This window comes from Lelliottia sp. SL45 (assembly GCF_026672535.1).
Lineage (GTDB): Bacteria > Pseudomonadota > Gammaproteobacteria > Enterobacterales > Enterobacteriaceae > Enterobacter > Enterobacter nimipressuralis.
In genome coordinates this window covers 1,361,580-1,383,183 of record NZ_JAPPRH010000003.1, presented here as the reverse complement: position 1 = coordinate 1,383,183, position 21,604 = coordinate 1,361,580, and the positions used below count along the sequence as shown (strand labels likewise).

The 21,604-nt window shown below is 54.9% G+C and carries 23 protein-coding genes and 1 other annotated feature; of the genes, 8 read left to right on the top strand and 15 right to left on the bottom strand.

Features of this window, described 5'->3' with window-relative positions; translation table 11 throughout:
- Positions 1–53: 53 nt before the first annotated feature.
- A complete protein-coding gene (gene osmB, locus OVA10_RS12730) occupies positions 54–272 on the top strand; it encodes an osmotically-inducible lipoprotein OsmB (protein WP_100780870.1) in 219 nt (72 codons plus the stop codon).
- A gap of 101 nt (positions 273–373) precedes the next feature.
- Here the strand turns inward: osmB and yciH are convergent, their stop codons facing one another.
- The 5 genes from yciH to pgpB form a co-directional block, all read right to left on the bottom strand.
- Positions 374–700: a stress response translation initiation inhibitor YciH gene (gene yciH / locus OVA10_RS12725; protein WP_123427728.1), complete on the bottom strand. Its 327-nt coding sequence runs from the start codon at positions 698–700 to the stop codon at positions 374–376.
- On the bottom strand, positions 700–1,437 hold the full coding sequence (gene pyrF / locus OVA10_RS12720) for an orotidine-5'-phosphate decarboxylase (RefSeq protein WP_268196075.1): 738 nt from the start codon (positions 1,435–1,437) through the stop codon (positions 700–702). The genes yciH and pyrF overlap by 1 nt, the downstream gene beginning before the upstream one ends.
- Before the next feature lie 186 nt (positions 1,438–1,623).
- On the bottom strand, positions 1,624–2,793 hold the full coding sequence (gene lapB / locus OVA10_RS12715; protein ID WP_100779975.1) for a lipopolysaccharide assembly protein LapB: 1,170 nt from the start codon (positions 2,791–2,793) through the stop codon (positions 1,624–1,626).
- Positions 2,794–2,799: 6 nt separating this feature from the next.
- Positions 2,800–3,108: a LapA family protein gene (locus OVA10_RS12710; RefSeq protein WP_100779974.1), complete on the bottom strand. Its 309-nt coding sequence runs from the start codon at positions 3,106–3,108 to the stop codon at positions 2,800–2,802.
- Between the two features lie 148 nt (positions 3,109–3,256).
- Positions 3,257–4,024, bottom strand: coding sequence for a phosphatidylglycerophosphatase B (pgpB, locus tag OVA10_RS12705; protein ID WP_248858575.1), 768 nt, complete (start codon positions 4,022–4,024; stop codon positions 3,257–3,259).
- A gap of 195 nt (positions 4,025–4,219) precedes the next feature.
- Between pgpB and ribA the strand changes: the two genes are divergently transcribed.
- On the top strand, positions 4,220–4,810 hold the full coding sequence (ribA, locus tag OVA10_RS12700; protein WP_268196074.1) for a GTP cyclohydrolase II: 591 nt from the start codon (positions 4,220–4,222) through the stop codon (positions 4,808–4,810).
- 33 nt (positions 4,811–4,843) lie between these two features.
- Here ribA and acnA read toward each other — a convergent pair whose 3' ends face one another.
- The 6 genes from acnA to topA form a co-directional block, all read right to left on the bottom strand.
- The gene (gene acnA / locus OVA10_RS12695) at positions 4,844–7,519 is read right to left on the bottom strand and encodes an aconitate hydratase AcnA (RefSeq protein WP_268196073.1); all 2,676 of its coding nucleotides are present in this window, start codon (positions 7,517–7,519) and stop codon (positions 4,844–4,846) included.
- A gap of 165 nt (positions 7,520–7,684) precedes the next feature.
- On the bottom strand, positions 7,685–7,783 hold the full coding sequence (gene ymiC, locus OVA10_RS12690; RefSeq protein WP_331251887.1) for a small membrane protein YmiC: 99 nt from the start codon (positions 7,781–7,783) through the stop codon (positions 7,685–7,687).
- Positions 7,784–7,916: 133 nt separating this feature from the next.
- Positions 7,917–8,075 carry a hypothetical protein gene (locus OVA10_RS12685; RefSeq protein ID WP_184957378.1) on the bottom strand — a complete coding sequence of 53 codons (159 nt, stop codon included), beginning with the start codon at positions 8,073–8,075 and terminating at the stop codon, positions 7,917–7,919.
- Between the two features lie 14 nt (positions 8,076–8,089).
- Positions 8,090–8,230, bottom strand: a complete 141-nt coding sequence (locus OVA10_RS12680) for a YmiA family putative membrane protein (protein ID WP_213015984.1) — start codon at positions 8,228–8,230, stop codon at positions 8,090–8,092.
- A gap of 336 nt (positions 8,231–8,566) precedes the next feature.
- Positions 8,567–9,541 carry an HTH-type transcriptional regulator CysB gene (cysB, locus tag OVA10_RS12675; protein ID WP_095282217.1) on the bottom strand — a complete coding sequence of 325 codons (975 nt, stop codon included), beginning with the start codon at positions 9,539–9,541 and terminating at the stop codon, positions 8,567–8,569.
- A gap of 184 nt (positions 9,542–9,725) precedes the next feature.
- Positions 9,726–12,323, bottom strand: a complete 2,598-nt coding sequence (gene topA / locus OVA10_RS12670) for a type I DNA topoisomerase (protein WP_100779969.1) — start codon at positions 12,321–12,323, stop codon at positions 9,726–9,728.
- Between the two features lie 399 nt (positions 12,324–12,722).
- On the opposite strand from topA, the gene OVA10_RS12665 reads away from it, so the two are divergent.
- Complete coding sequence (locus tag OVA10_RS12665; protein ID WP_100779968.1) at positions 12,723–12,974, top strand: YciN family protein; 252 nt, start codon at positions 12,723–12,725, stop codon at positions 12,972–12,974.
- Positions 12,975–13,008: 34 nt separating this feature from the next.
- On the opposite strand, the gene sohB is transcribed toward OVA10_RS12665, so the two are convergent.
- Positions 13,009–14,052 carry a protease SohB gene (gene sohB / locus OVA10_RS12660; protein WP_268196072.1) on the bottom strand — a complete coding sequence of 348 codons (1,044 nt, stop codon included), beginning with the start codon at positions 14,050–14,052 and terminating at the stop codon, positions 13,009–13,011.
- Positions 14,053–14,306: 254 nt separating this feature from the next.
- On the opposite strand from sohB, the gene OVA10_RS12655 reads away from it, so the two are divergent.
- The gene (locus OVA10_RS12655) at positions 14,307–15,068 is read left to right on the top strand and encodes a YciK family oxidoreductase (RefSeq protein WP_268196071.1); all 762 of its coding nucleotides are present in this window, start codon (positions 14,307–14,309) and stop codon (positions 15,066–15,068) included.
- The gene (gene cobO / locus OVA10_RS12650; RefSeq protein ID WP_100779965.1) at positions 15,065–15,655 is read left to right on the top strand and encodes a cob(I)yrinic acid a,c-diamide adenosyltransferase; all 591 of its coding nucleotides are present in this window, start codon (positions 15,065–15,067) and stop codon (positions 15,653–15,655) included. The genes OVA10_RS12655 and cobO overlap by 4 nt, the downstream gene beginning before the upstream one ends.
- A gap of 33 nt (positions 15,656–15,688) precedes the next feature.
- Here cobO and rluB read toward each other — a convergent pair whose 3' ends face one another.
- From rluB to rnm, 3 genes are all read right to left on the bottom strand, one after another.
- On the bottom strand, positions 15,689–16,564 hold the full coding sequence (gene rluB, locus OVA10_RS12645; RefSeq protein WP_100779964.1) for a 23S rRNA pseudouridine(2605) synthase RluB: 876 nt from the start codon (positions 16,562–16,564) through the stop codon (positions 15,689–15,691).
- Positions 16,565–16,663: 99 nt separating this feature from the next.
- Positions 16,664–17,284, bottom strand: coding sequence for an L-threonylcarbamoyladenylate synthase (locus OVA10_RS12640; protein WP_095282224.1), 621 nt, complete (start codon positions 17,282–17,284; stop codon positions 16,664–16,666).
- Entirely contained in the window at positions 17,281–18,165 is an 885-nt protein-coding gene (rnm, locus tag OVA10_RS12635) for an RNase RNM (RefSeq protein ID WP_184957372.1), read from the bottom strand. Before rnm ends, OVA10_RS12640 begins: the two co-directional genes overlap by 4 nt.
- A 138-nt stretch (positions 18,166–18,303) precedes the next feature.
- Here rnm and trpL point away from each other — a divergent pair, with 138 nt between their 5' ends.
- The 3 genes from trpL (at position 18,304) to trpD (ending at position 21,602) form a co-directional block, all read left to right on the top strand.
- Positions 18,304–18,348, top strand: a complete 45-nt coding sequence (gene trpL / locus OVA10_RS26155; RefSeq protein ID WP_107704263.1) for a trp operon leader peptide — start codon at positions 18,304–18,306, stop codon at positions 18,346–18,348.
- Positions 18,325–18,419, top strand: a sequence feature (Trp leader region). It overlaps the preceding gene by 24 nt.
- Positions 18,420–18,444: 25 nt before the next feature.
- Positions 18,445–20,007: an anthranilate synthase component 1 gene (locus OVA10_RS12630; protein ID WP_107703446.1), complete on the top strand. Its 1,563-nt coding sequence runs from the start codon at positions 18,445–18,447 to the stop codon at positions 20,005–20,007.
- Positions 20,007–21,602 (top strand): bifunctional anthranilate synthase glutamate amidotransferase component TrpG/anthranilate phosphoribosyltransferase TrpD, encoded by a 1,596-nt coding sequence (gene trpD, locus OVA10_RS12625; RefSeq protein WP_100779962.1) that lies wholly within the window; start codon positions 20,007–20,009, stop codon positions 21,600–21,602. Before OVA10_RS12630 ends, trpD begins: the two co-directional genes overlap by 1 nt.
- Positions 21,603–21,604: the final 2 nt, after the last annotated feature.

The following is a 21,604-nucleotide window of genomic DNA, read 5'->3' as shown; positions in this document are numbered from 1 at the left end:
CTATACTTACAGATAGCTTATTTCCGTGAATCAATAATTCAGGAGAAAGTATGATGAATTTAACCAGCAAAAAATTAGCCGCAGCTGTTTTGGCAGTAACCCTCGCAATGTCTCTGAGCGCATGTTCTAACTGGTCTAAACGTGACCGTAACACCGCGATCGGGGCAGGTGCCGGTGCTCTCGGTGGTGCAGTCTTAACCGATGGTAGCACGCTGGGTACATTAGGTGGTGCCGCCGTAGGTGGTGTTATCGGCCATCAGGTCGGTAAATAAGATATATTAAATAGCCACTGTTTGATTTGATTAATTCAGAACGCAATTTTCTGACTTACGCACCAAGAAAAAAGCCACGGTAAATACCGTGGCTTATTATTTTAGCCGCCTGCCAGTTTGACTTTCATCCCTTTGGCTTCGAGCAGGGTTTTAATTAACTCGCGGTTGTCGCCCTGAATTTCGATTACGCCGTCTTTGACCGCGCCACCGCATCCGCATCGCTTTTTCAGCTCTGCGGCCAGTTTTGCCAGCGCTGCGTCATCCTCGTCAATGCCGGTGATCAGGCAGACACCTTTGCCCTTGCGACCACTGGTCTGACGCTGGATACGCACAATGCCATCGCCCTTCGGACGCTGCACGGCCACTTTTGGCTCATCGATACGGCCACTGTCCGTCGAATAGACCAGACGGCTGTTAGAATCGCTCATTACGCCCCCTTACCCAGAGATGCATTAATTGCTTTTAAGGTTAGCGCCGGATCGGCAGATTGCGTGACCGGACGACCAATCACCATATAGTCAACGCCTGCCGCCAGCGCCTGCTCTGGCGTCATGATACGACGCTGATCGCCCGCATCACTGCCCTGAGGACGAATGCCCGGAGTAACCAGTTTGAATGCCTGCCCCAGCTCAGACTTGAAACGCACGGCTTCCTGAGCGGAACAGACCACGCCATCCAGCCCGCAATTTTGCGCCAGGCGCGCCAGGCGTTCAGCGTGCTCAGCCGGTGACAACGTCACGCCAAGATCCCGTAAATCACTCGCTTCCATACTGGTGAGTACGGTAACGGCAATCAGCAGCGGTGCGTCTTTGCCAAACGGCACCAGCGCTTCGCGAGCGGCGGTCATCATTCGCGCCCCGCCTGATGCATGCACGTTCACCATCCAGACGCCCAGTTCAGCCGCAGCTGCTACCGCGTGGGCAGTGGTGTTTGGGATGTCATGGAATTTCAGGTCGAGAAATACCTCGAAGCCACGCTGTTGCAGATCACGCACGATTTGCGGTCCAAACAGGGTGAACATCTCTTTGCCGACTTTCAGACGGCAGTCGCGTGGGTCGATGCGATCGACAAACGCGAGTGCGCTGTCGCGATTGTTATAGTCGAGTGCAACAACAACAGGAGATTCGGTTACTACGCGGGAAGAAGAGGATGCAACAGACGTCATGACCAGCCCTTTTCGTCTATGGGCGCCGCAGCGGCGCGGGATAGATAAACGGCGAGCATTCTACCTGTCGGCGCCAGAAATTGACAGAATCGATTTACCGTCCTGCATGACGGCAGACCGCACGGAGTTAAACAGGTCATAAAACGTAAAGAGTATGTTGTAACTAACATGCAGTGTTTTAAAAAATTACTGCCCGTCCAGACCGCGTATCGGCTTAATGGTTGACCAGGCGCGGCAAGAAGGGCAATGCCAGTAGAGCGTGTAGGCGGTAAATCCGCATTTTGAGCAGCGATAGCGCGGCTTGCTGCGCACCTGTTCGCCAACCATGTCACGCAGCACCATCAGGCTCTCTTTCGCGCGCCCTTCTTCCGCATCGTTCAGATGGTAGTCCATCAGCTTGTGGAAGACGCGCATGGTCGGGTGACGCTGCAGCTGACGGGTGATATAGACCTGGGCGGTATCGTTGCCTTCGTGCTGCTCCACGACATCCGCCAGCATCAGCTCCGCCGTCGCACCGGTGTTCTCTTCGACGCAGCGACGTAAGAAACTCACCCACTCATCCGGACGCCCAAGCTGCTGATAACAGGTTTGCAGCATTTCCAGAGTTTCACTGACCAGCTCTTTATCCTGGTCAATCACCCGCAAAAGGCATTCGACCGCTTTGCCAAACTCGCCTTTCGCCATGAACACCCGCCCCATCATAATGGAGATACGTGCGCTGTTACGATCGGCAGACGCGCCCTTTTTCAGCAGCGACATGGCTTTGTCCATATCATCGCTACCCATCTGCTGTAAGGCCAGCTCACAGTAGAAATGGGCGATTTCAACGCGTTGGTTGTCTTTCCCGAGCTTCACCAGGCGTTCTGCGGTATCGATGGCTTTTTGCCAGTCGCTGGTTGCCTGATAAATTTGCAGGAGTTGCTGTAAAGCGCTGATGCGAAAATCGGTTTCATCGACCAGCTGACTGAACATGTCTTCAGCGCGATCGTAAAGGCCGGCGGCCATGTAATCACGGCCCAGCTGTTGGACTGCCAGCAGACGTTGATCGTAGGTGAGAGAGGCGCTTTCCATCAATGTCTGGTGGATGCGAATGGCGCGATCGACCTCGCCACGCGAGCGGAACAGGTTTCCGAGGGTGAGATGCGCCTCAACGGTACCGGTGTCCTCTTTTAACATGTCGAGGAACAGGTCTACCGCTTTATCCTGTTGGTTGCTCAGAAGGAAGTTAACCCCCGCCACATAGTCACGGGAAAGCCGGTTTGCCTCGTCCTGCTTATTTTGTTGCGCACTTCTGCGGCCCATATACCAGCCATAGGCTGCGGCTACAGGCAAAAGCAGAAACAACAACTCCAGCATATTCGTTTATTCCTTCACGACCGGCACACCAGTATTTACCGGCACGTCGCTCACAGGCGCAATTTGATTTTCAAGACGTTTGATTTTACGTTCGGCGCGCGCCAGAGAAACACGAACTTTCAGCCAGAACAGGCCACAAACCAGCCAGCCGATGATAAACCCCGCGGCGAATAAAACAGCAAGCAAGCTCGATACGCGATACTCGCCCTGCGCCAGCAGGTAGTTGAATGTCACCAGTTGATCGTTTTGCGCACCCAGCGTGACCGAAATAACAAAAATCGCTAACACCAGTAAGAATATGAGTAGATATTTCACATGACGTCCCGTTATGTGGTTTAAGCGAATAAAGTCTGTTCAACTCGCCGCAATCAGCCTTATAAACTACCATTTTAGCCGCAAGCGCGAAACGGAAAAAGTGATAGGGTCCATGATGATTTGTGGGCTAAACGGCGAATTTCAACCATCAGCCCTCTTCATGCTCTCTTTGCGCGATCTCTTTGTTCTCTTCCGGCGGTGGCGTCAGTGGTCCACAGAGCCGTTGCGCAAGCCAGGTCGCGAACGTCACCAGCAGCCATGAGATAAGCGTTGCCACCACCAGATCCCGCGGCCAGTGCATCCCCAGCAGCAGACGGCTGCCCATTACGCCCGTCGCCCAGACCAGTAAAATCGCAATGGTCACGGTACGACGACGCGGCCAGAGTAAACCGACGGCTAACAGCGCCCAACTGGCCGCAAACATGGTATGCCCGGATGGGAACGCGAAACCGGTCTCTTTTTGCCAGTGTTTGCGTAAAAATTTCGGAATTTCCTGCGCTTCAGCCAGCTGATCTTTCACCAGATGCCCGCGCTCTTTACGCTTTAAATTGTAGAAGGTATCTACCGGAATATGATGCGTTTTTTCAAGCCAGACCACAAAGGGGCGCGGCTCCTGGACGTGATCTTTGACCCATGACTTTATTCCCTGGCCAACGACGATTGCCCCACCCAGAATGACAAACAGCATGATCGCCGGACGCAGCCGAAAACGCAGGCACCATAAAAACCACGCACAGAGGATCCCGTGGGTAATGATCCCCCACGGCTGGGTAACGGTTTCCGTCAGCCAGTACAGCGCTTTCAGCCACGCGCTGTTATGTCCCGGTTGCCAGGCCCAGCCCGAAATCCATACCGCAACGGGCATAATGAGTAAAATGGCGGCACCGGCAGCCGTGCGGCGGGCAATTGAAAGCATGTTCTCTCCTTTTTCGCTAAGCTCAACAATCATAACTGAATTTATCGCAATTCGTGAAAATGTCGGATTGTGCGTTTAACGTCCGTATAGTATGCCCTCAGCTAGGTGAACGCCGTCGGCTTGTGGCAAAATAGCGAGATACTAAAGCCGAAGGGCGACTGACACGAAACGTGTCAGCATACTCTGGAGAATCACATGCAGCTTAAACGCGTGGCAGAAGCCAATCTGCCAACCCCATGGGGCGATTTCCTGATGGTGGGTTTTGAAGAACTGGCAACCGGACAGGACCATGTCGCACTGGTGTTTGGCGACATTTCAGGGCAAACACCGGTACTGGCTCGTGTCCATTCCGAGTGTCTGACGGGTGATGCCTTGTTCAGCCTGCGCTGTGATTGCGGTTTCCAGCTCGAAGCGGCGCTTTCTCATATCGCCGAAGAAGGCCGTGGCGTGCTGCTCTACCATCGCCAGGAAGGTCGTAACATTGGTCTGCTGAATAAAATCCGCGCCTATGCGCTACAGGATCTGGGCTACGATACCGTCGAAGCCAACCATCAGCTTGGCTTTGCCGCTGATGAACGCGATTTCACCCTGTGTGCGGATATGTTCAAACTGCTGGGCGTGGACGAAGTGCGTCTGCTAACGAACAACCCGCGCAAAGTGGAGATCCTCACCGAAGCCGGGATCAATATCGTGGAACGTGTGCCGCTGATTGTGGGCCGTAACCCGAAAAATGCGCATTACCTCGATACTAAAGCCGCGAAGATGGGTCACCTTCTTAGCGAGTAAAAATATGGCCCGGCTTACGCCGGGCCAACGCCGTTAGTTCAGCATATTACGAATCACATAGTGCAGAATGCCGTCATTCTGGTAGTAGGTCAGTTCCGTCGCCGTGTCGATACGACAGCGGCAATCGAGCACTTCGGTTTTACCGTCCGCGCGTGTGAGCTGTACCGGAACGGTCGCCCCCGGTTTCAGGTTCTGCAGATCGCGAACATCAATCCGCTCTTCCCCCGTTAATCCCAGCGTTTTACGCGTCACGCCCTGCGGGAACTCCAGCGGCAGGATCCCCATCCCAATCAGATTCGAGCGGTGAATACGTTCAAAGGATTCCGAAATCACCACCCGCACGCCCAGCAGACGCGGCCCTTTCGCTGCCCAGTCACGGCTTGAGCCAGAGCCATACTCTTTACCGGCAATGACCGCCAGCGGCGTGCCTTCTTGCTGATATTTCATCGCTGCATCGTAGATCGACACAACTTCGCTACCAGGAAGATGGCGCGTCATTCCGCCCTCAACACCCGGCACCATTTCGTTTCGGATACGAATATTGGCGAACGTACCGCGCATCATCACTTCGTGGTTGCCGCGACGGGAGCCGTAGGAGTTAAAGTCGCGACGCTCAACGCCACGTCCCTGCAGGTAACGCCCTGCCGGGCTGTCGGGTTTAATACTGCCCGCCGGGGAGATGTGGTCGGTGGTGACGGAGTCCCCCAGCATCGCCAGAATGCGCGCGCCCTGGATGTCGACCAGCGGTTTCGGCTGGGCTTCCATGTCATCGAAGAATGGCGACAGTCGGATATAGGTGGAGTCACTCTGCCAGCCGTAGGTGTCAGACCGTTCCACTTTGATGGTTTTCCACTCCGGCGTACCTTCAAACACCTCGGCATACTCCTTGCGGAACATCTCGGTGGAAACCTGCTCCACGGCGCGGGCAATTTCTTGCGCCGATGGCCAGATATCTTTCAGATACACAGGATCGCCTTTCCGATCGTGGCCGAGAGGATCGCTGGCCAGATTAATGTTCATGTTGCCCGCCAGGGCGTAGGCGACCACCAGCGGCGGAGAGGCCAGCCAGTTGGTTTTCACCAGTGGATGAATACGGCCTTCAAAGTTACGGTTACCCGAAAGTACGGCACCCACCGTGAGATCGCCCTGCTTGATCGCCTGCTCGATGGGGTCCGGCAGTGGTCCTGAGTTACCGATGCAGGTCGTGCATCCATATCCCACCAGGTTAAAGCCCAGCTCGTCGAGATAAGGCGTCAGTTTGGCTTTCGCCAGATAGTCCGAAACAACTTTCGACCCCGGCGCTAACGACGCTTTAACCCACGGCTGACGTTTCAACCCGATCATTACTGCTTTTTTCGCCAGCAGACCCGCCGCCATCAGCACGCTCGGGTTGGAGGTGTTGGTACAGGAGGTAATGGCCGCAATCACCACGGCACCGTCAGGCAGCTGATACTGATGCCCGTTCATAACATAATCGACCGGGTGGCGGTCTTTTTGCGCGTTATTAAGTTCCAGCTCGTTACTGGCGGCAAAGGCTTTCGGCACGTTTTGCAGCGCGACGCGATCCTGCGGGCGTTTTGGCCCGGCGAGGCTCGCCTCGACTTCATTCATGTCCAGTTCAAGCGTGCTGGTGAAGACCGGCTCATCGCCCGTATTGCGCCACATCCCCTGTGCTTTGGCATAGGCCTCGACCAGCGCCACTTGCTCGTCGCTACGCCCGCTCAGGCGCATATATTCCAGCGTCACGCCATCGATTGGGAAGAAGCCGCACGTCGCACCATATTCAGGTGCCATGTTGGCGATGGTCGCACGATCGGCCAGCGGTAGAGAGTCCAGACCGTCGCCGTAGAATTCAACAAACTTGCCGACCACGCCATGTTTACGCAGCATCTGGGTGACGGTCAGCACCAGGTCTGTAGCGGTAATACCCTCGCGCAACTTGCCCAGCAGCTTAAAGCCCACCACATCTGGGATCAGCATCGAGACGGGCTGTCCAAGCATTGCGGCTTCGGCTTCAATCCCGCCGACGCCCCACCCCAGAACCCCGAGTCCGTTAATCATCGTGGTGTGCGAGTCGGTCCCGACCAGCGTGTCGGGATAAGCGATCCACTCTTTGTCCTGCAGCTCGCTCCACACCGCTTTGCCCAGATACTCCAGGTTCACCTGATGGCAAATCCCGGTGCCGGGCGGTACGACGCTGAAACGGCTAAAGGCCTGCTGGCCCCATTTCAAAAATACATAGCGTTCGTGGTTGCGCTCCATCTCCAGACGCACGTTCTCTTCGAAAGCGTCGTCATCGCCAAAATGGTCTACGGTGACAGAGTGGTCAATCACCAGATCGACGGGAGAAAGCGGGTTCACTTTGGCGGTATCGCCGCCGAGACGTTTAACGGCTTCGCGCATCGCCGCCAGATCCACTACCGCCGGTACGCCGGTGAAGTCCTGCATCAACACCCTCGCCGGACGATAGGCGATTTCACGGTCGGCGTGGGCGTTTTTCAACCACCCCGCCAGTGCGTGGATATCATCGGCAGTGACAGACTCGTCATCCTGCCAGCGTAAGAGATTTTCCAGTAAAACTTTCAGTGACTTGGGTAAGCGCGCGATGTCCCCAAGTGTCCTGGCGGCCAGCGGCAAGCTGTAGTAGTGATAGGTCTTATTCTCGGCTTGCAACGTGTCCTTACTGGCTTCGCGTAGGGTTAACGACATAAGCTCCTCCTTAATGACAGGGATACCCCGACAATCATCGGGGCTGTAATTAAAGATAACACAAAGATGTCGTAACGTTTTGATAACAACCCGAATTGATAAATCGGGATTATCGATGAAGGGGGTACGAAAACAAAAAACCTCGCCGGAGCGAGGTTTTGCTATTTAGTTTAAGGCCAGCCAGATTAGCTGCGCCCAGAACAGGACGGATACGGTAAAAGCCCCCATCCAGGACCAGTATTTCATGTTTTGTAGGGTATTCATCATCTGACACCAGGCTTTATATTTCTGTGGTAACTTGGGGTGCTCCCCGTTCTTTATTGCTGATGTGTATTTATTAAAGAGTACAAAAGTACACGGTTCTCACCTGATATTCGCAGGCTAACCGTATTATCAATTATTGTTTTTTGGGTTCGTCTTCTGCGAACGTATCAATAAAGGCTTGCTGCTGTGCGGAGAGCTTCCAGGATGCCGGAACGGTCGTTACAGGCTCTTTACGTGCTTTATGGCCGTTGTCACCTGGCTGACACATCTTTTTAACCGGTTCAGTACGCATGTGAACTGCCATCGCTATCCCCAATATTTCCAGACCAGTAACGCTACCACCACCCAGAACAGGGCGGAGCCAAGAAATACCGCCAGCCAGGCTTTACGCTTAAGCGCTGGGTCCCTTTGCGGATCTTCACTTCCTGACGGCATTGCTAACCTCATACAATCGACTTCGCTTATCATTTCGATACCAAACAATCGGTACAAGTAATCATGAGTTGAGATAAATCCTAAAGAAACTTTAGTCGAAAAGCCAGTGAATTTACGATCGTTTCCAGGGAATTAATTAATCTTTTGACCAGAAATAAATAATTGAAACGAGGAATTTGCGTAGCGGGAATTTACTTTCTACTTTTGTCGCAAATTTGCGACAGTTTAACCCTAAACTTATAACGTTTATGCGGTTATATGCGGCAGAGAATGGGGATGATGATAATTCTAATTTAGCTTTAAGACATTATTTCGGTATCTTTCCGGAAGGAAAGATACCGGGTGTGATTATTTTTCCGGAAGTTTAATGTCCTGGAACATCGCTTCAATATCTTCATTCGAGCGTAACGCTACCGCGGTATCCACCACATCACGGGTTAAGTGTGGCGCGAAGCGTTGAATGAAATCATACATATAGCTGCGCAGGAAGGTGCTGCGGCGGAAACCGATTTTGGTGGTGCTGTGGCTAAAGACATCATGGGCGTCAAGGCGTACCAGATCCGGGTCAGAGACCGGGTCTACGGCCATACTCGCAATCACCCCCACGCCTAATCCCAGACGCACATAAGTCTTGATAACGTCGGCGTCGGTGGCGGTGAAGACGATGCGCGGGGTCAGCCCTGCACGATTAAACGCGGTGTCGAGCTCAGAACGTCCGGTAAAGCCAAAGGTGTAAGTCACCAGCGGGTACTGTGCCAACTCTTCAATAGTGACCGATCCCTTTCCTGCCAGCGGATGTTCCGGCGTCACTACAATCGAACGATTCCAGTGGTAGCACGGCAACATCACCAGATCGTCATAGAGGTGCAGCGCTTCGGTTGCAATCGCAAAGTCGGCATTACCTTTTGAGACCGCTTCCGCGATTTGCGTCGGCGAACCCTGATGCATATGCAGCGAGACGCGCGGGTAACGCTCGATAAAGCCCTTAATCACCCCTGGCAGCGCGTAACGTGCCTGCGTATGGGTGGTGGCGATATAAAGCGAGCCTTTATCGGGCCAGGTGTGTTCACCGGCAACGGATTTAATTGCATCAACCTTCGACAACACTTCGCGGGCGATACGAATAATCTCCTGACCGGCCGGAGTGACCTGCGTCAGATGCTTACCGCTGCGGGCAAAAATCTGAATACCCAGTTCATCTTCCAGCATACGCACCTGCTTACTGATGCCGGGCTGAGACGTATAGAGACCTTCTGCGGTCGAAGAGACGTTAAGGTTGTGGTTGACCACCTCAACGATATAACGAAGCTGTTGTAGTTTCATGCCTGACCATCCGATTTAGCGCACAGGGATAATCGCTTAAGACGATTTAATAATAAGAAAGGGGTTAACTATAACCACTATATCATTTATAGCCCGAGTGTATAGTACGGAACAAAAAATAATAACGACCAATAAAAAAGGGCCGGAAGTCCGGCCCTTTCAGGTAAGTCACAGGAAGAAAAGATTATTTCTTACCTTCAACCCATTTACCATCCACGAAGAATGCAGACCAGCCGGTCGCTTTACCCTCTTTCTCGGCAGCGACGTACTGCTGCTTCGTTTTACGGCTAAAGCGGACTACGGTCTTATTGCCTTCCGGATCCTGCTGCGGCGCATCGGCCAGATAACGCAGTTTCTCTGGCAGACGGTCGCGGAAGCGGTACAGCTCTTCCACCAGCGGCGCACGGGTTTCACGCGATTTCGGGAAGGTGTTGGCGGCGAGGAACACGCCCGCAGCACCGTCACGCAGCACGAAGTATGCGTCAGACTTTTCACACGGCAGTTCTGGCAACGGAACCGGATCTTCCTTAGGAGGAGCCACTTCGCCGTTACGCAGGATCTTACGCGTGTTCTTACATTCGTCGTTGGTACACGCCATGTACTTACCGAAACGCCCCATTTTCAGGTGCATTTCAGAACCACACTTCTCGCACTCCACAATCGGGCCGTCATAGCCTTTGATGCGGAACTCGCCCTCTTCGATTTCGTAACCATCGCAGGTCGGGTTGTTACCGCAGACATGCAATTTACGCTTCGGATCGATCAGGTAGCTGTCCATCGCCGTACCGCACTTCTGGCAACGGCGTTTCGCACGCAGCGCGTTGGTTTCTGCATCGTCACCTTCCAGCACGTTGAGAACTTCGTTCTCAGGCACCAGGTTGATGGTGGTTTTGCAGCGCTCTTTCGGCGTTAAGGCATAGCCAGAACAGCCGAGGAACACGCCGGTAGTCGCGGTACGGATACCCATTTGGCGGCTACAGGTCGGGCATTCGATGCTGGTCAGGACCATCTGGTTCGGCTGCATTCCGCCCTCTTCTGGCGCTTTTTCAGCTTTCTCCAGTTGTTGGGTGAAATCGCCGAAGAAGCTGTCGAGCACCTTCTTCCATTCAGCTTGATGGTTAGCCACCTGGTCGAGGCGGTCTTCCATCTGCGCGGTGAAATCGTAGTTCATCAGCTCGCGGAAGTTATCTTCCAGACGATCTGTCACGATCTCACCCATTTTTTCAGCGTAGAAACGACGGTTCTCAGCGCGAACGTAGCCACGATCCTGAATGGTCGAGATGATCGACGCATAGGTGGACGGGCGGCCGATACCGCGTTTTTCCAGCTCTTTCACCAGTGACGCTTCGCTGAAACGCGCAGGCGGCTTGGTGAAGTGCTGGGCCGGGATCAGTTCCGTCAGCGAAAGCTCATCGCCCTTGTTCACCGCTGGCAGCGTACGATCTTCATCACCTTTACGCAGTGCTGGCATGACTTTCGTCCAGCCGTCAAAGCGCAGGATACGGCCGCGCGCTTTCAGACGGAAATCGCCTGCGCCTACGGTCAGTGTTGTAGAGTCGTATTTCGCCGGGTTCATCTGGCAGGCCACGAACTGACGCCAGATCAGCTGATACAGCTTCTGGGCATCGGTTTCCATGTCTTTCAGGGCTTCGGATTCGACAGCCACATCGGACGGACGGATCGCTTCGTGCGCTTCCTGAGAGTTTTCTTTGCTCGCATACTGGATAGCGCTTTCCGGCAGGTATTTCTTGCCGAAATTATCGCTAATGTAGTCGCGCACCATGCTTACGGCGTCCTGGCTCAGGTTCGTTGAGTCGGTACGCATATAAGTGATGTAACCCGCTTCATACAAGCGCTGCGCCATCATCATGGTTTTCTTCACGCCAAAGCCCAGACGCGTACTGGCCGCCTGCTGGAGCGTGGAGGTAATGAAAGGCGCGCCCGGTTTGCTGCTCGTCGGTTTGTCTTCACGATCCAGCACCTGATAACGGGCTTTTTCCAGCAGCGCAACCGCCGCCATGGTTTGATCGCGATTAACAGGACGGAACGGTTTGTCTTTTTCGTGGGTCACCTGCAGCGGCAGTGCATCGCCGCCTGGCGTTGCGACATTCGCGTCGATTTCCCAGAACTCTTCTGGCACAAACGCTTTGATTTCGCGCTCACGCTCGACGACCAGACGCACCGCTACGGACTGAACACGTCCAGCGGAAAGGCCACGCGCGATTTTCTTCCACAGCAGTGGCGAAACCATGTAGCCCACCACGCGGTCCATAAAACGACGCGCCTGTTGAGCGTTTACACGATCGATATTCAGTTCGCCCGGCTTTTCAAACGCCTGACGAATCGCATTCTTTGTAATCTCGTTAAACACGACACGGCTGTATCGTGATTCATCACCACCAATGATTTCCCGCAGGTGCCATGCAATGGCTTCCCCTTCGCGGTCAAGGTCGGTTGCGAGATAGATGTGGTCAGCTTTTTCGGCGAGCTGCTTCAGCTCATTAACGACTTTCTCTTTGCCGGGCAGCACTTCGTACTGTGCTTCCCACTCGTGCCAGGGATCGACACCCATACGGTTGACGAGCGCGCTACGTTCATCCTTTTTAGGCTTCTTAGCCCCTTTGGTGGAGGTAGAGTCTGCGCTCTTTTTACTGGCTGAGCCACTGGTCGGCAAATCGCGGATGTGACCAACACTGGATTTAACCACATAGTCATTACCCAGATACTTATTGATCGTTTTGGCTTTTGCCGGGGACTCAACGATGACGAGAGCTTTACCCATATTCACCTTTACCTAATTTAATTCTTCCAGGAATACGCCGCATGTTGATTTCCCTTCCGCTGGCGACGCGTTGTTGATATTGCGACGACGCCAGGGGATATCAACCCCTTTCTTCCTACCGGACAACAGCAGAACCTGTCCAGGTGATTGAGTTATCGGGCATTTCACTCTTATCAAAATGACTATGCGACGAGCTTTCGGTCGAATGTCAAGCAATTCTGTTGCCAGAATGACGAAAGCGCACACTCTACCTGATAAAATCTGTTACGCAACTTTATTAGCATGCAAAAGCAAATCGTGCCAGCTTTGCACCAGGCGCGTAGCCCCGCGAAAAACAGGGAAAATTTGCCCAGGGTGCGCGTCCGGCGTAGACTATTGCCACTGTTTAAGGAGTGGAATATGCAGCAAAATACCCAACCTATCGATCGTGAGACTTTGCTTGTCGAAGCCAACAAACTGATTCGTGAACACGAAGATACCCTGGCCGGTATCGAAGCCACCGGCGTTGAGCAACGTAACGGCGTGCTGGTGTTCAGCGGCGAATACTATCTCGATGAGCAAGGGTTACCCACCCCTAAGAGCACGGCGGTATTTAACATGTTTAAATACCTGGCCCATGCGCTCTCAGAGAAATATCACCTGGTCGATTAACGCGAAACGCGAGGCAGATGCCTCGCGTTTTTGTTTACAGCAGCGGTTTTTGTCCGCGTTGTAGCCAACGCAACAGCAAGCGGTCCGCGCTCTCGGCGGCGCTGTTTGTGAAGCGGTCGAGCATTCTCTTACGTTGAGTATAGCGTACGCCCACTAGCTCACGGCCCTCCATCAGGCTCAACAGCAGGTCATCGCTGGTACCCACTTCATCTACCAGCCCTTTTTCCTGTGCCTGAAGGCCATACCAGTGTTCACCGGTCGCTACCTGCTCGATGTCCAGCGACGGACGCATCCGTTTAACGAAGTCCTTAAACAGATGATGCGTTTCGTTGAGATCTTCACGGAATTTCTGTCGTCCCTCTTCCGTGTTCTCGCCCAGCAGGGTCAGGGTACGCTTATACTGCCCGGCGGTGTGCAGCTCGATATCGATCTCTTTATTTTTTAGAAAACGATTGAAGTTAGGGATCTGCGCCACCACCCCGATCGAGCCGAGAATGGCAAAGGGCGCGGCTACGATCTTATCGGCAACACAGGCCATCATATAGCCACCGCTGGCTGCGACTTTATCCACCGCAACCGTCAGCGGAATCTGTTTTTCACGCAGGCGCTGCAGCTGAGAGGCGGCCAGACCGTAGCCATGCACCACTCCACCCGGGCTTTCGAGGCGCAGAACGACCTGGTCCTGAGGTTTTGCGACCGCCAGTACCGCCGTGACCTCTTCGCGAAGTGAAGTAACTTCATGGGCATCCATACTGCCTTTAAAATCCAGCACATAGACCCGTGGTTTCGTTGATTCCTGATGATGCTGTTTCGCCTTCGCTTTTGCCGCTTTGGCTTCAAGCTTTAGCTTTTTCTTTTGCGCCTTATGCCACTGTTTCTGCTGATGCCCATCCAGCAGCGCCACCGACATGTCTTCCTGCATCTCCTTATACTGCTCGCTTAAGCGGGTAATGCGCAGTTCACCACGCTGACGCTTACGCTGCGTCAGGTTCACGATCAGCACTGCAATCACCGCTATAGCGATCACCACTGTCGCGATTTTGGCCAAAAACAGACCGTACTCAGAAAGTAATTCCACGTGTTCCACCTTGATTTAACCACGAATCTTTCACGACCAGTGTACAACAGCCTTTGCCAGGCGTCTCGCATACGACAATAACGCTGCGAGGCGCTTTCCAGAATGTCTTCTTGTGGCTGAAATCGTTGCAAATTGTTAATTCAGAAGCCTTCTCTCCTGTAGACTGATTGAAATCACCCGCCGTTTCGGGCATAAAGCCAAAAAGTGAAAGAAAAGCAGGCGCCGCAGGCCCGTCATGCGCCACAGGAGTATTCGTGCACTATCAACCACAAAAAGATCTACTGCAAAACCGCATCATCCTGGTGACCGGTGCCAGCGACGGCATTGGCCGTGAAGCGGCACTCACCTACTCCCGCCACGGCGCGCAGGTGATGCTACTCGGTCGGAATGAAGAAAAGCTGCGCCGCGTGGCGCAAGAGATGAGTGACGCCAGCGGAGAGACGCCGCGCTGGTATATCCTCGATTTACTGACCTGTACGCCGGACTCCTGCGCGGAGCTTGCACAGCGTATCGCCGCGCACTACCCGCGCCTGGACGGTGTGCTGCACAATGCCGGTCTGCTCGGAGAAGTGCGTCCGATGGATGAGCAGGACCCGCAGATCTGGCAGCAGGTGATGCAGGTTAACGTTAACGGCACCTTTTTCCTCACCCAGGCGCTGCTTCCTTTATTACTCAAATCTGAATCCGGATCGCTGGTCTTTACCTCGTCCAGCGTCGGGCGTCAGGGGCGAGCTAACTGGGGCGCTTACGCCGCGTCGAAGTTTGCCACCGAAGGGATGATGCAGGTGCTGGCCGAGGAGTATCAGACCCGCCATCTGCGCGTCAACTGCATTAATCCAGGCGGCACGCGCACGGGCATGCGCGCCAGCGCGTTCCCGACGGAAGATCCGCAAAAGCTCAAAACCCCCGCCGAGATTATGCCGCTCTATCTGTGGCTGATGGGCGACGACAGCCGCCGTAAAACCGGTATGACATTTGATGCCCAGCCGGGCCGTAAGCCAGGAATTTCGCAATGAGTGAAGAACGCCATCAGCAGCGCCAGCAGCGTCTGAAAGAACAGGTCGATGCCCGAGTCGCCGCCGCGCAGGAAGAACGCGGCATTGTTATTGTCTTTACCGGCAACGGAAAAGGCAAAACCACGGCAGCCTTTGGCACCGCCACCCGCGCTGTCGGCCACGGTCAGAAAGTGGGTGTGATTCAGTTCATCAAAGGCGAATGGCCAAACGGTGAGCGTAATCTGCTGGAGCCGCACGGCGTGGAATTTCAGGTCATGGCGACCGGTTTTACCTGGGATACGCAAAACCGCGAAAGCGACACCGCCGCCTGCCTCGCCGTGTGGGAACACGCAAAACGGATGCTGGCCGATCCGACGCTGAATATGGTCCTGCTCGATGAGATTACCTACATGGTGGCGTATGACTATCTGCCGCTGGAAGAGGTGCTGGACGCGTTGAAAAATCGCCCTGTCCATCAGACGGTCATTGTGACCGGACGCGGCTGCCATCGGGATATTCTAGAGCTGGCCGATACGGTCAGCGAACTGCGCCCGGTCAAACATGCGTTTGACGCCGGAATAAAGGCGCAAATCGGTATCGACTACTAGAAAAGAAAAACCCGGCAGCCGCCGGGTTTATGTTTAGCCGTTGTTGTTACGGCTGCCAGAGCGGCGAGAGGTGCTCACCTGGCTGTGGCGTTTCACCGCGCGGCGAATCTGATTCGCTTTCACGCGACGACGGTCTTTTTCAACCGCCACTTTGGTCGTGGTTTCTGGCTGCAATTCCACCAGTTCACGCAGGTAGTTAGTCTGGGTCAAATCCAGTTCGGTGTAACCACCGCGCGGAATCCCCTTCGGCAGCAGAATGTCACCGTAGCGCACGCGAATCAGACGACTCACCTGCACGCCAACCGCTTCCCACAGACGACGAACCTCACGGTTACGACCTTCCGTCAGCGTGACGTTATACCACTGGTTGATCCCTTCACCACCGGTGAATTTAATGGTTTTGAACGCCGCAGGACCATCTTCAAGCTGAACGCCGCGCGACAGGTCACGCAGTTTATTTTCATCAACCTGGCCGAATACACGCACAGCGTATTCACGTTCCACTTCACGGCTTGGGTGCATCAGGCGGTTAGCCAGTTCACCGTCGGTGGTGAACAGCAGCAGACCGCAGGTGTTCACATCCAGACGGCCTACCGCAATCCAGCGCGCACCGCGCAGTTTTGGCAGACGGTCAAAGACGGTTGGGCGGCCTTCCGGGTCGTTACGTGTACACAGCTCGCCTTCCGGCTTGTAGTAAGCCAGCACGCGGCAAATCTGTTCAGCAGACTCTTTCACGGAGATCACATGACCGTCGAGACGGATCTTCATCCCCGGAACGACTTCAACGCGGTCACCCAGCTTGGCAATTTTGCCGTCAACGCTGACGCGACCCGCTTCGATAATCGTTTCGATTTCACGGCGTGAACCGTGGCCAGCACGCGCCAGCACTTTCTGTAATTTTTCGCTCATTGAGCATCCTTCAGGTGTCGCCTTCACAGGCGTCGAATTAGGGTCAAAATAGCGGTCTACCGCTGTTTTGATGGCCGCGTAGTATAGCCGCTTATACCTTTACAAGAAAGGCTTTACGTCACCCACGCCTTCACGAATCACTTCTGGTGCATCTTCCGTCAAATCAACGACCGTCGTCGGCTGCTGGCCGAGGTAGCCACCGTGAATAATCAGGTCTACCTGTTTCTCCAGACGGTCTTTGATCTCCTCCGGGTCGGACTCGGTGAAATCGCTGCCCGGCAGCATCAGAGAGGTCGACAGCATCGGTTCGCCGAGGGTCTCAAGCAGCATTTGCGCAATCGGGTTCGACGGCACGCGCATCCCGATCGTTTTGCGTTTTTCCTGCAACAGACGGCGCGGTACTTCCTTGGTCCCTTTCAGAATGAAAGTATAGTTGCCCGGCGTGTTATTTTTGATTAAACGGAAGGCGACGTTGTCTACGTAGGCGTAGGTCGAAATTTCCGAAAGATCGCGGCACATCAGGGTAAAGTTATGCCCGTCCGGCAGATGACGGATGCGGCAAATACGCTCCATCGCCCCTTTGTCTTCGATTTTGCAGCCCAGCGCATAGCCGGAATCGGTCGGGTAGACAATCACACCGCCCTTGCGAACGATCTCAACCGCCTGATTGATCAGGCGCGCCTGCGGGTTATCCGGGTGAATATAGAAAAATTGACTCATGCTTCCCTCTCTTCAATATGTTGCTGCGGCTGCTCCCAAAGTGCCCAGACGGGTTCCACGCCTGCGGGTAACCAGAGCTTACGCCCCAGCTCAATCCATGCACAAGGCTGATGGAAATCCGAGCCTTGCGACGCAAGCAGACCATACTGACGCGCATAGGTCGCCAGCTGACTGCGCTCATTGGGTGCCTGCTGGCACTGGGAAACTTCCATCGCTTCTCCACCCTGTTCGGCGAAGTGCGCCAGCAGTCTTTTCAGCCACTTAGCCGAAAGGTTATACCGCCCTGGATGGGCCAGCACCGCCTTGCCGCCAGAATGATGAATGACATCAATAGCTTGTTTTATTGTACACCACTGTGGCGGAACGTAACCGGTTTTACCGCGTGCCAGATATTTTTTGAAGACATCGGCAAAATTATTCGCTTTACCCGCTTCGACCAGAAAACGGGCGAAGTGGCCGCGCGTCACGGCACCGCCGTTAGCCAGGCGTCGTGCCCCTTCCAGCGCGCCGGGAATCTGCGCTTTCTCCAGTCGCTCGCCAATCAGTTCCGCGCGTTGATTGCGGCGCGCTTTCTGCTCTTCGAGGAACGCACACAGGGCCGGATGTTCGATATCAATATTCAGGCCGACAATATGAATTTCGTGATTTTCCCAGACCGTGGAGATTTCTACGCCGGATACCAGCGTCAAAGGCAGCGCGCTGCGGGCAATCTCCGCGCGTGCCGCCGGAATAGCATCCGTGGTGTCGTGATCGGTTATTGCCAGCGTACCTACACGCATTTCTACCGCGCGGTGAACCAGCGCTTCGGGCGTCAGCAGGCCATCAGAGGCCTGGGTGTGGCTGTGTAAATCATAAATCACGGCGTATTTTGTCTCGCTCAAAGCGGTTTCCATCACAGGTTTGTCGTATAACAGAGGGCTATGATAACGGCTTAAGCGCAAATTCTGAAATCAGGGGTTGACAATACGCCATCGAACTAGTTAACTAGTACGCAAGTTCACTCAAGAAGGTATCTGAAAATGAAAGCACATTTCTCTCTGCACGGTTGGTGGCGCACTTCCTGATCCTCGGGCAGTGTCACTCGTCTGCAAATTGCAAACAGATACCAGGCCCGCCACGATGCGGGCTTTTTTATGAACAGAATTAATGAGAACAACAATATGCAAACCGCTAAAACACACCTTGAGTTGCTGACCTGCGAAGCCGTGTATCGCCACAACCCTACCGCCTTATTCCACCAGGTGTGCGGTGCACGCCCGGCCACCCTGCTGCTCGAGTCTGCTGACATCGACAGCAAAGACGATCTGAAAAGCCTGCTGCTGGTTGATAGCGCACTGCGCATTACCGCATTAGGTGACACTGTCACTATTAAAGCACTGTCTGAGAACGGTGCCGCCCTGCTCCCGCTGCTTGATGCGGCGCTGCCTGCGGGTATCGAAAACGAACAGCGCCCGGAAACACGCATTTTGCATTTCCCGCCGGTCAGCCAGCTGCTGGACGAAGACGCGCGTCTCTGCTCCCTCTCCGTATTTGACGCCTTCCGCCTGCTGCAAAACCTGGTCGAAGTGCCTGAGAATGAGCGCGAAGCGATGTTCTTCGGCGGGCTGTTTGCCTATGACCTGGTGGCCGGTTTTGAAGATCTGCCTGAAACCGAACAAGGCAATCGCTGCCCGGATTACTGCTTCTATCTGGCGGAAACGCTGATGGTGATTGACCATCAGAAAAAGTACACCCGCATTCAGGCGAGCCTGTTCACCCCTTCGGTTTCGGAAAAACAGCGTCTGGCGCAGCGTATCGAACAGCTTCAGCAGCAGATGACCGAAGAGCCGACGGCGCTGCCGGTCCAGCGTATCGATCATATGCAGTGTGAAACGAACCAGACAGATGACCAGTACGGTGCCGTTGTACGTCAGATGCAGAAAGCAATTCGCGCCGGTGAGATTTTCCAGGTGGTGCCATCGCGCCGCTTCTCGCTGCCGTGCCCGTCTCCGCTGGCCGCGTATGACGTGCTGAAGAAGAGCAACCCAAGCCCTTACATGTTCTTTATGCAGGACAACGATTTCACCCTGTTCGGGGCGTCGCCAGAAAGCTCGCTGAAATATGACGCGCCTAGCCGCCAGATTGAAATTTATCCGATTGCCGGTACACGTCCACGCGGTCGCCGTGCTGATGGCTCCTTAGATCGCGATCTCGACAGCCGCATTGAGCTTGAGATGCGTACGGATCATAAAGAGTTATCCGAACACCTGATGCTGGTCGACCTGGCCCGTAACGATCTGGCGCGCATTTGTACGCCAGGCACTCGTTATGTCGCGGATCTGACTAAAGTCGACCGTTACTCCTTCGTGATGCACCTGGTGTCTCGTGTGGTTGGCGAGCTGCGCCATGACCTCGACGCGCTGCACGCCTATCGTGCCTGCATGAATATGGGCACCCTGAGCGGCGCGCCGAAAGTCCGTGCAATGCAGCTGATTGCCGGAGCCGAAGGCCGTCGTCGCGGCAGCTACGGCGGTGCCGTGGGATACTTCACCGCGCACGGCGATCTGGACACCTGTATCGTCATCCGCTCCGCCTACGTGGAAGATGGCATTGCCACCGTCCAGGCTGGCGCAGGCATTGTTCTCGATTCTGTTCCGCAGTCTGAAGCTGACGAAACTCGCAGTAAAGCTCGCGCGGTATTGCGCGCCATTGCCACCGCACACCACGCACAGGAGATTTTCTGATGGCTGACATTCTGCTGCTCGATAATATCGACTCCTTTACTTACAACCTGGCAGACCAGCTGCGTGCAAACGGGCACAACGTGGTGATTTACCGCAATCATGTTCCGGCGCAAACCCTGATTGAGCGCCTGGAAACCATGCAAAACCCGGTGCTGATGCTCTCTCCTGGCCCGGGTGCACCGAGCGAAGCGGGCTGTATGCCTGAGCTGCTGACCCGTATGCGCGGCAAACTGCCAATTATCGGCATCTGCCTTGGGCACCAGGCGATTGTTGAAGCGTACGGCGGATACGTCGGCCAGGCGGGTGAAATTCTGCACGGTAAAGCCTCCAGCATTGAACACGACGGCCAGGCGATGTTTGCCGGGCTGCCAAACCCGCTGCCGGTCGCGCGTTATCACTCGCTGGTCGGCAGCAATATTCCGGCGGGGTTGACGATCAACGCCTCTTTTGAAGGAATGGTCATGGCCGTGCGTCACGACGCCGATCGCGTCTGCGGCCTGCAGTTCCATCCGGAATCGATTCTGACCTCAAACGGCGCACGCCTGCTGGAGCAGACGCTCAACTGGGCGCTGCAGAAGCTGGAGCAAACCAACACGCTGCAGCCGATTCTGGAAAAACTCTATCAGGCCCAGACGATGACCCAGCAGGAGAGCCACCAGCTTTTCTCTGCGGTGGTTCGCGGTGAACTGAAGCCAGAACAGCTGGCCGCCGCGCTGGTCAGCATGAAAGTGCGCGGTGAGCAGCCACAGGAAATTGCCGGTGCGGCGACCGCCCTGCTGGAAAACGCCGCCCCGTTCCCGCGTCCGGATTATGCGTTCGCGGATATCGTCGGCACCGGCGGTGACGGCAGCAACAGCATTAATATCTCTACCGCCAGCGCCTTCGTGGCGGCGGCCTGCGGCATGAAAGTGGCGAAACACGGTAACCGCAGCGTCTCCAGCCGCTCAGGCTCTTCCGATCTGCTGGCCGCGTTCGGGATTAACCTCGACATGAATGCTGAACGTTCCCGTGAAGCGCTGGACGATCTGGGTGTCTGCTTCCTGTTCGCGCCGAAATATCACACCGGTTTCCGCCACGCGATGCCGGTCCGTCAGCAGCTGAAAACCCGCACCCTGTTTAACGTGCTGGGGCCGTTGATCAACCCGGCGCATCCGCCGCTGGCTTTGATTGGCGTCTACAGCCCGGAACTGGTACTGCCGATTGCGGAAACCCTGCGCGTGCTGGGCTATCAGCGTGCGGCCGTGGTCCACAGCGGCGGAATGGATGAAGTGTCGCTCCATGCGCCAACGCTGGTTGCCGAGCTGCGCGACGGCGAAATTCAGAGCTATCAGCTGGACGCTGCCGACTTTGGCCTGACGCCCTATCATCAGGAACAGCTGGCAGGCGGCACCCCGGAAGAAAACCGTGACATTCTGACACGCTTGCTACAAGGTAAAGGTGAAGCCGCCCATGAGGCCGCTGTCGCCGCCAACGTCGCAATGTTGATGCGTTTGCACGGCGAAGAAGACTTACAGGCTAACGCACAAAAAGTCATGGCCGTATTGCGCTCCGGCGCAGCTTACGACCGCGTTACCGCACTTGCGGCAAGAGGGTAAAT

What these genes read in the sequence shown, in the direction of transcription:
- topA (WP_100779969.1), bottom strand. Translation starts at nt 12,323, where the DNA reads ATGGGTAAAGCTCTCGTCATCGTTGAGTCCCCGGCAAAAGCCAAAACG.
- cobO (WP_100779965.1), top strand. Translation starts at nt 15,065, where the DNA reads ATGAGTGAAGAACGCCATCAGCAGCGCCAGCAGCGTCTGAAAGAACAG.
- OVA10_RS12665 (WP_100779968.1), top strand. Translation starts at nt 12,723, where the DNA reads ATGCAGCAAAATACCCAACCTATCGATCGTGAGACTTTGCTTGTCGAA.
- cysB (WP_095282217.1), bottom strand. Translation starts at nt 9,541, where the DNA reads ATGAAACTACAACAGCTTCGTTATATCGTTGAGGTGGTCAACCACAAC.
- OVA10_RS12630 (WP_107703446.1), top strand. Translation starts at nt 18,445, where the DNA reads ATGCAAACCGCTAAAACACACCTTGAGTTGCTGACCTGCGAAGCCGTG.
- OVA10_RS12680 (WP_213015984.1), bottom strand. Translation starts at nt 8,230, where the DNA reads ATGAGGTTAGCAATGCCGTCAGGAAGTGAAGATCCGCAAAGGGACCCA.
- pyrF (WP_268196075.1), bottom strand. Translation starts at nt 1,437, where the DNA reads ATGACGTCTGTTGCATCCTCTTCTTCCCGCGTAGTAACCGAATCTCCT.
- acnA (WP_268196073.1), bottom strand. Translation starts at nt 7,519, where the DNA reads ATGTCGTTAACCCTACGCGAAGCCAGTAAGGACACGTTGCAAGCCGAG.
- osmB (WP_100780870.1), top strand. Translation starts at nt 54, where the DNA reads ATGAATTTAACCAGCAAAAAATTAGCCGCAGCTGTTTTGGCAGTAACC.
- ribA (WP_268196074.1), top strand. Translation starts at nt 4,220, where the DNA reads ATGCAGCTTAAACGCGTGGCAGAAGCCAATCTGCCAACCCCATGGGGC.
- lapB (WP_100779975.1), bottom strand. Translation starts at nt 2,793, where the DNA reads ATGCTGGAGTTGTTGTTTCTGCTTTTGCCTGTAGCCGCAGCCTATGGC.
- OVA10_RS12640 (WP_095282224.1), bottom strand. Translation starts at nt 17,284, where the DNA reads ATGAGTCAATTTTTCTATATTCACCCGGATAACCCGCAGGCGCGCCTG.
- rluB (WP_100779964.1), bottom strand. Translation starts at nt 16,564, where the DNA reads ATGAGCGAAAAATTACAGAAAGTGCTGGCGCGTGCTGGCCACGGTTCA.
- yciH (WP_123427728.1), bottom strand. Translation starts at nt 700, where the DNA reads ATGAGCGATTCTAACAGCCGTCTGGTCTATTCGACGGACAGTGGCCGT.
- OVA10_RS12685 (WP_184957378.1), bottom strand. Translation starts at nt 8,075, where the DNA reads ATGCGTACTGAACCGGTTAAAAAGATGTGTCAGCCAGGTGACAACGGC.
- pgpB (WP_248858575.1), bottom strand. Translation starts at nt 4,024, where the DNA reads ATGCTTTCAATTGCCCGCCGCACGGCTGCCGGTGCCGCCATTTTACTC.
- trpD (WP_100779962.1), top strand. Translation starts at nt 20,007, where the DNA reads ATGGCTGACATTCTGCTGCTCGATAATATCGACTCCTTTACTTACAAC.
- ymiC (WP_331251887.1), bottom strand. Translation starts at nt 7,783, where the DNA reads ATGAATACCCTACAAAACATGAAATACTGGTCCTGGATGGGGGCTTTT.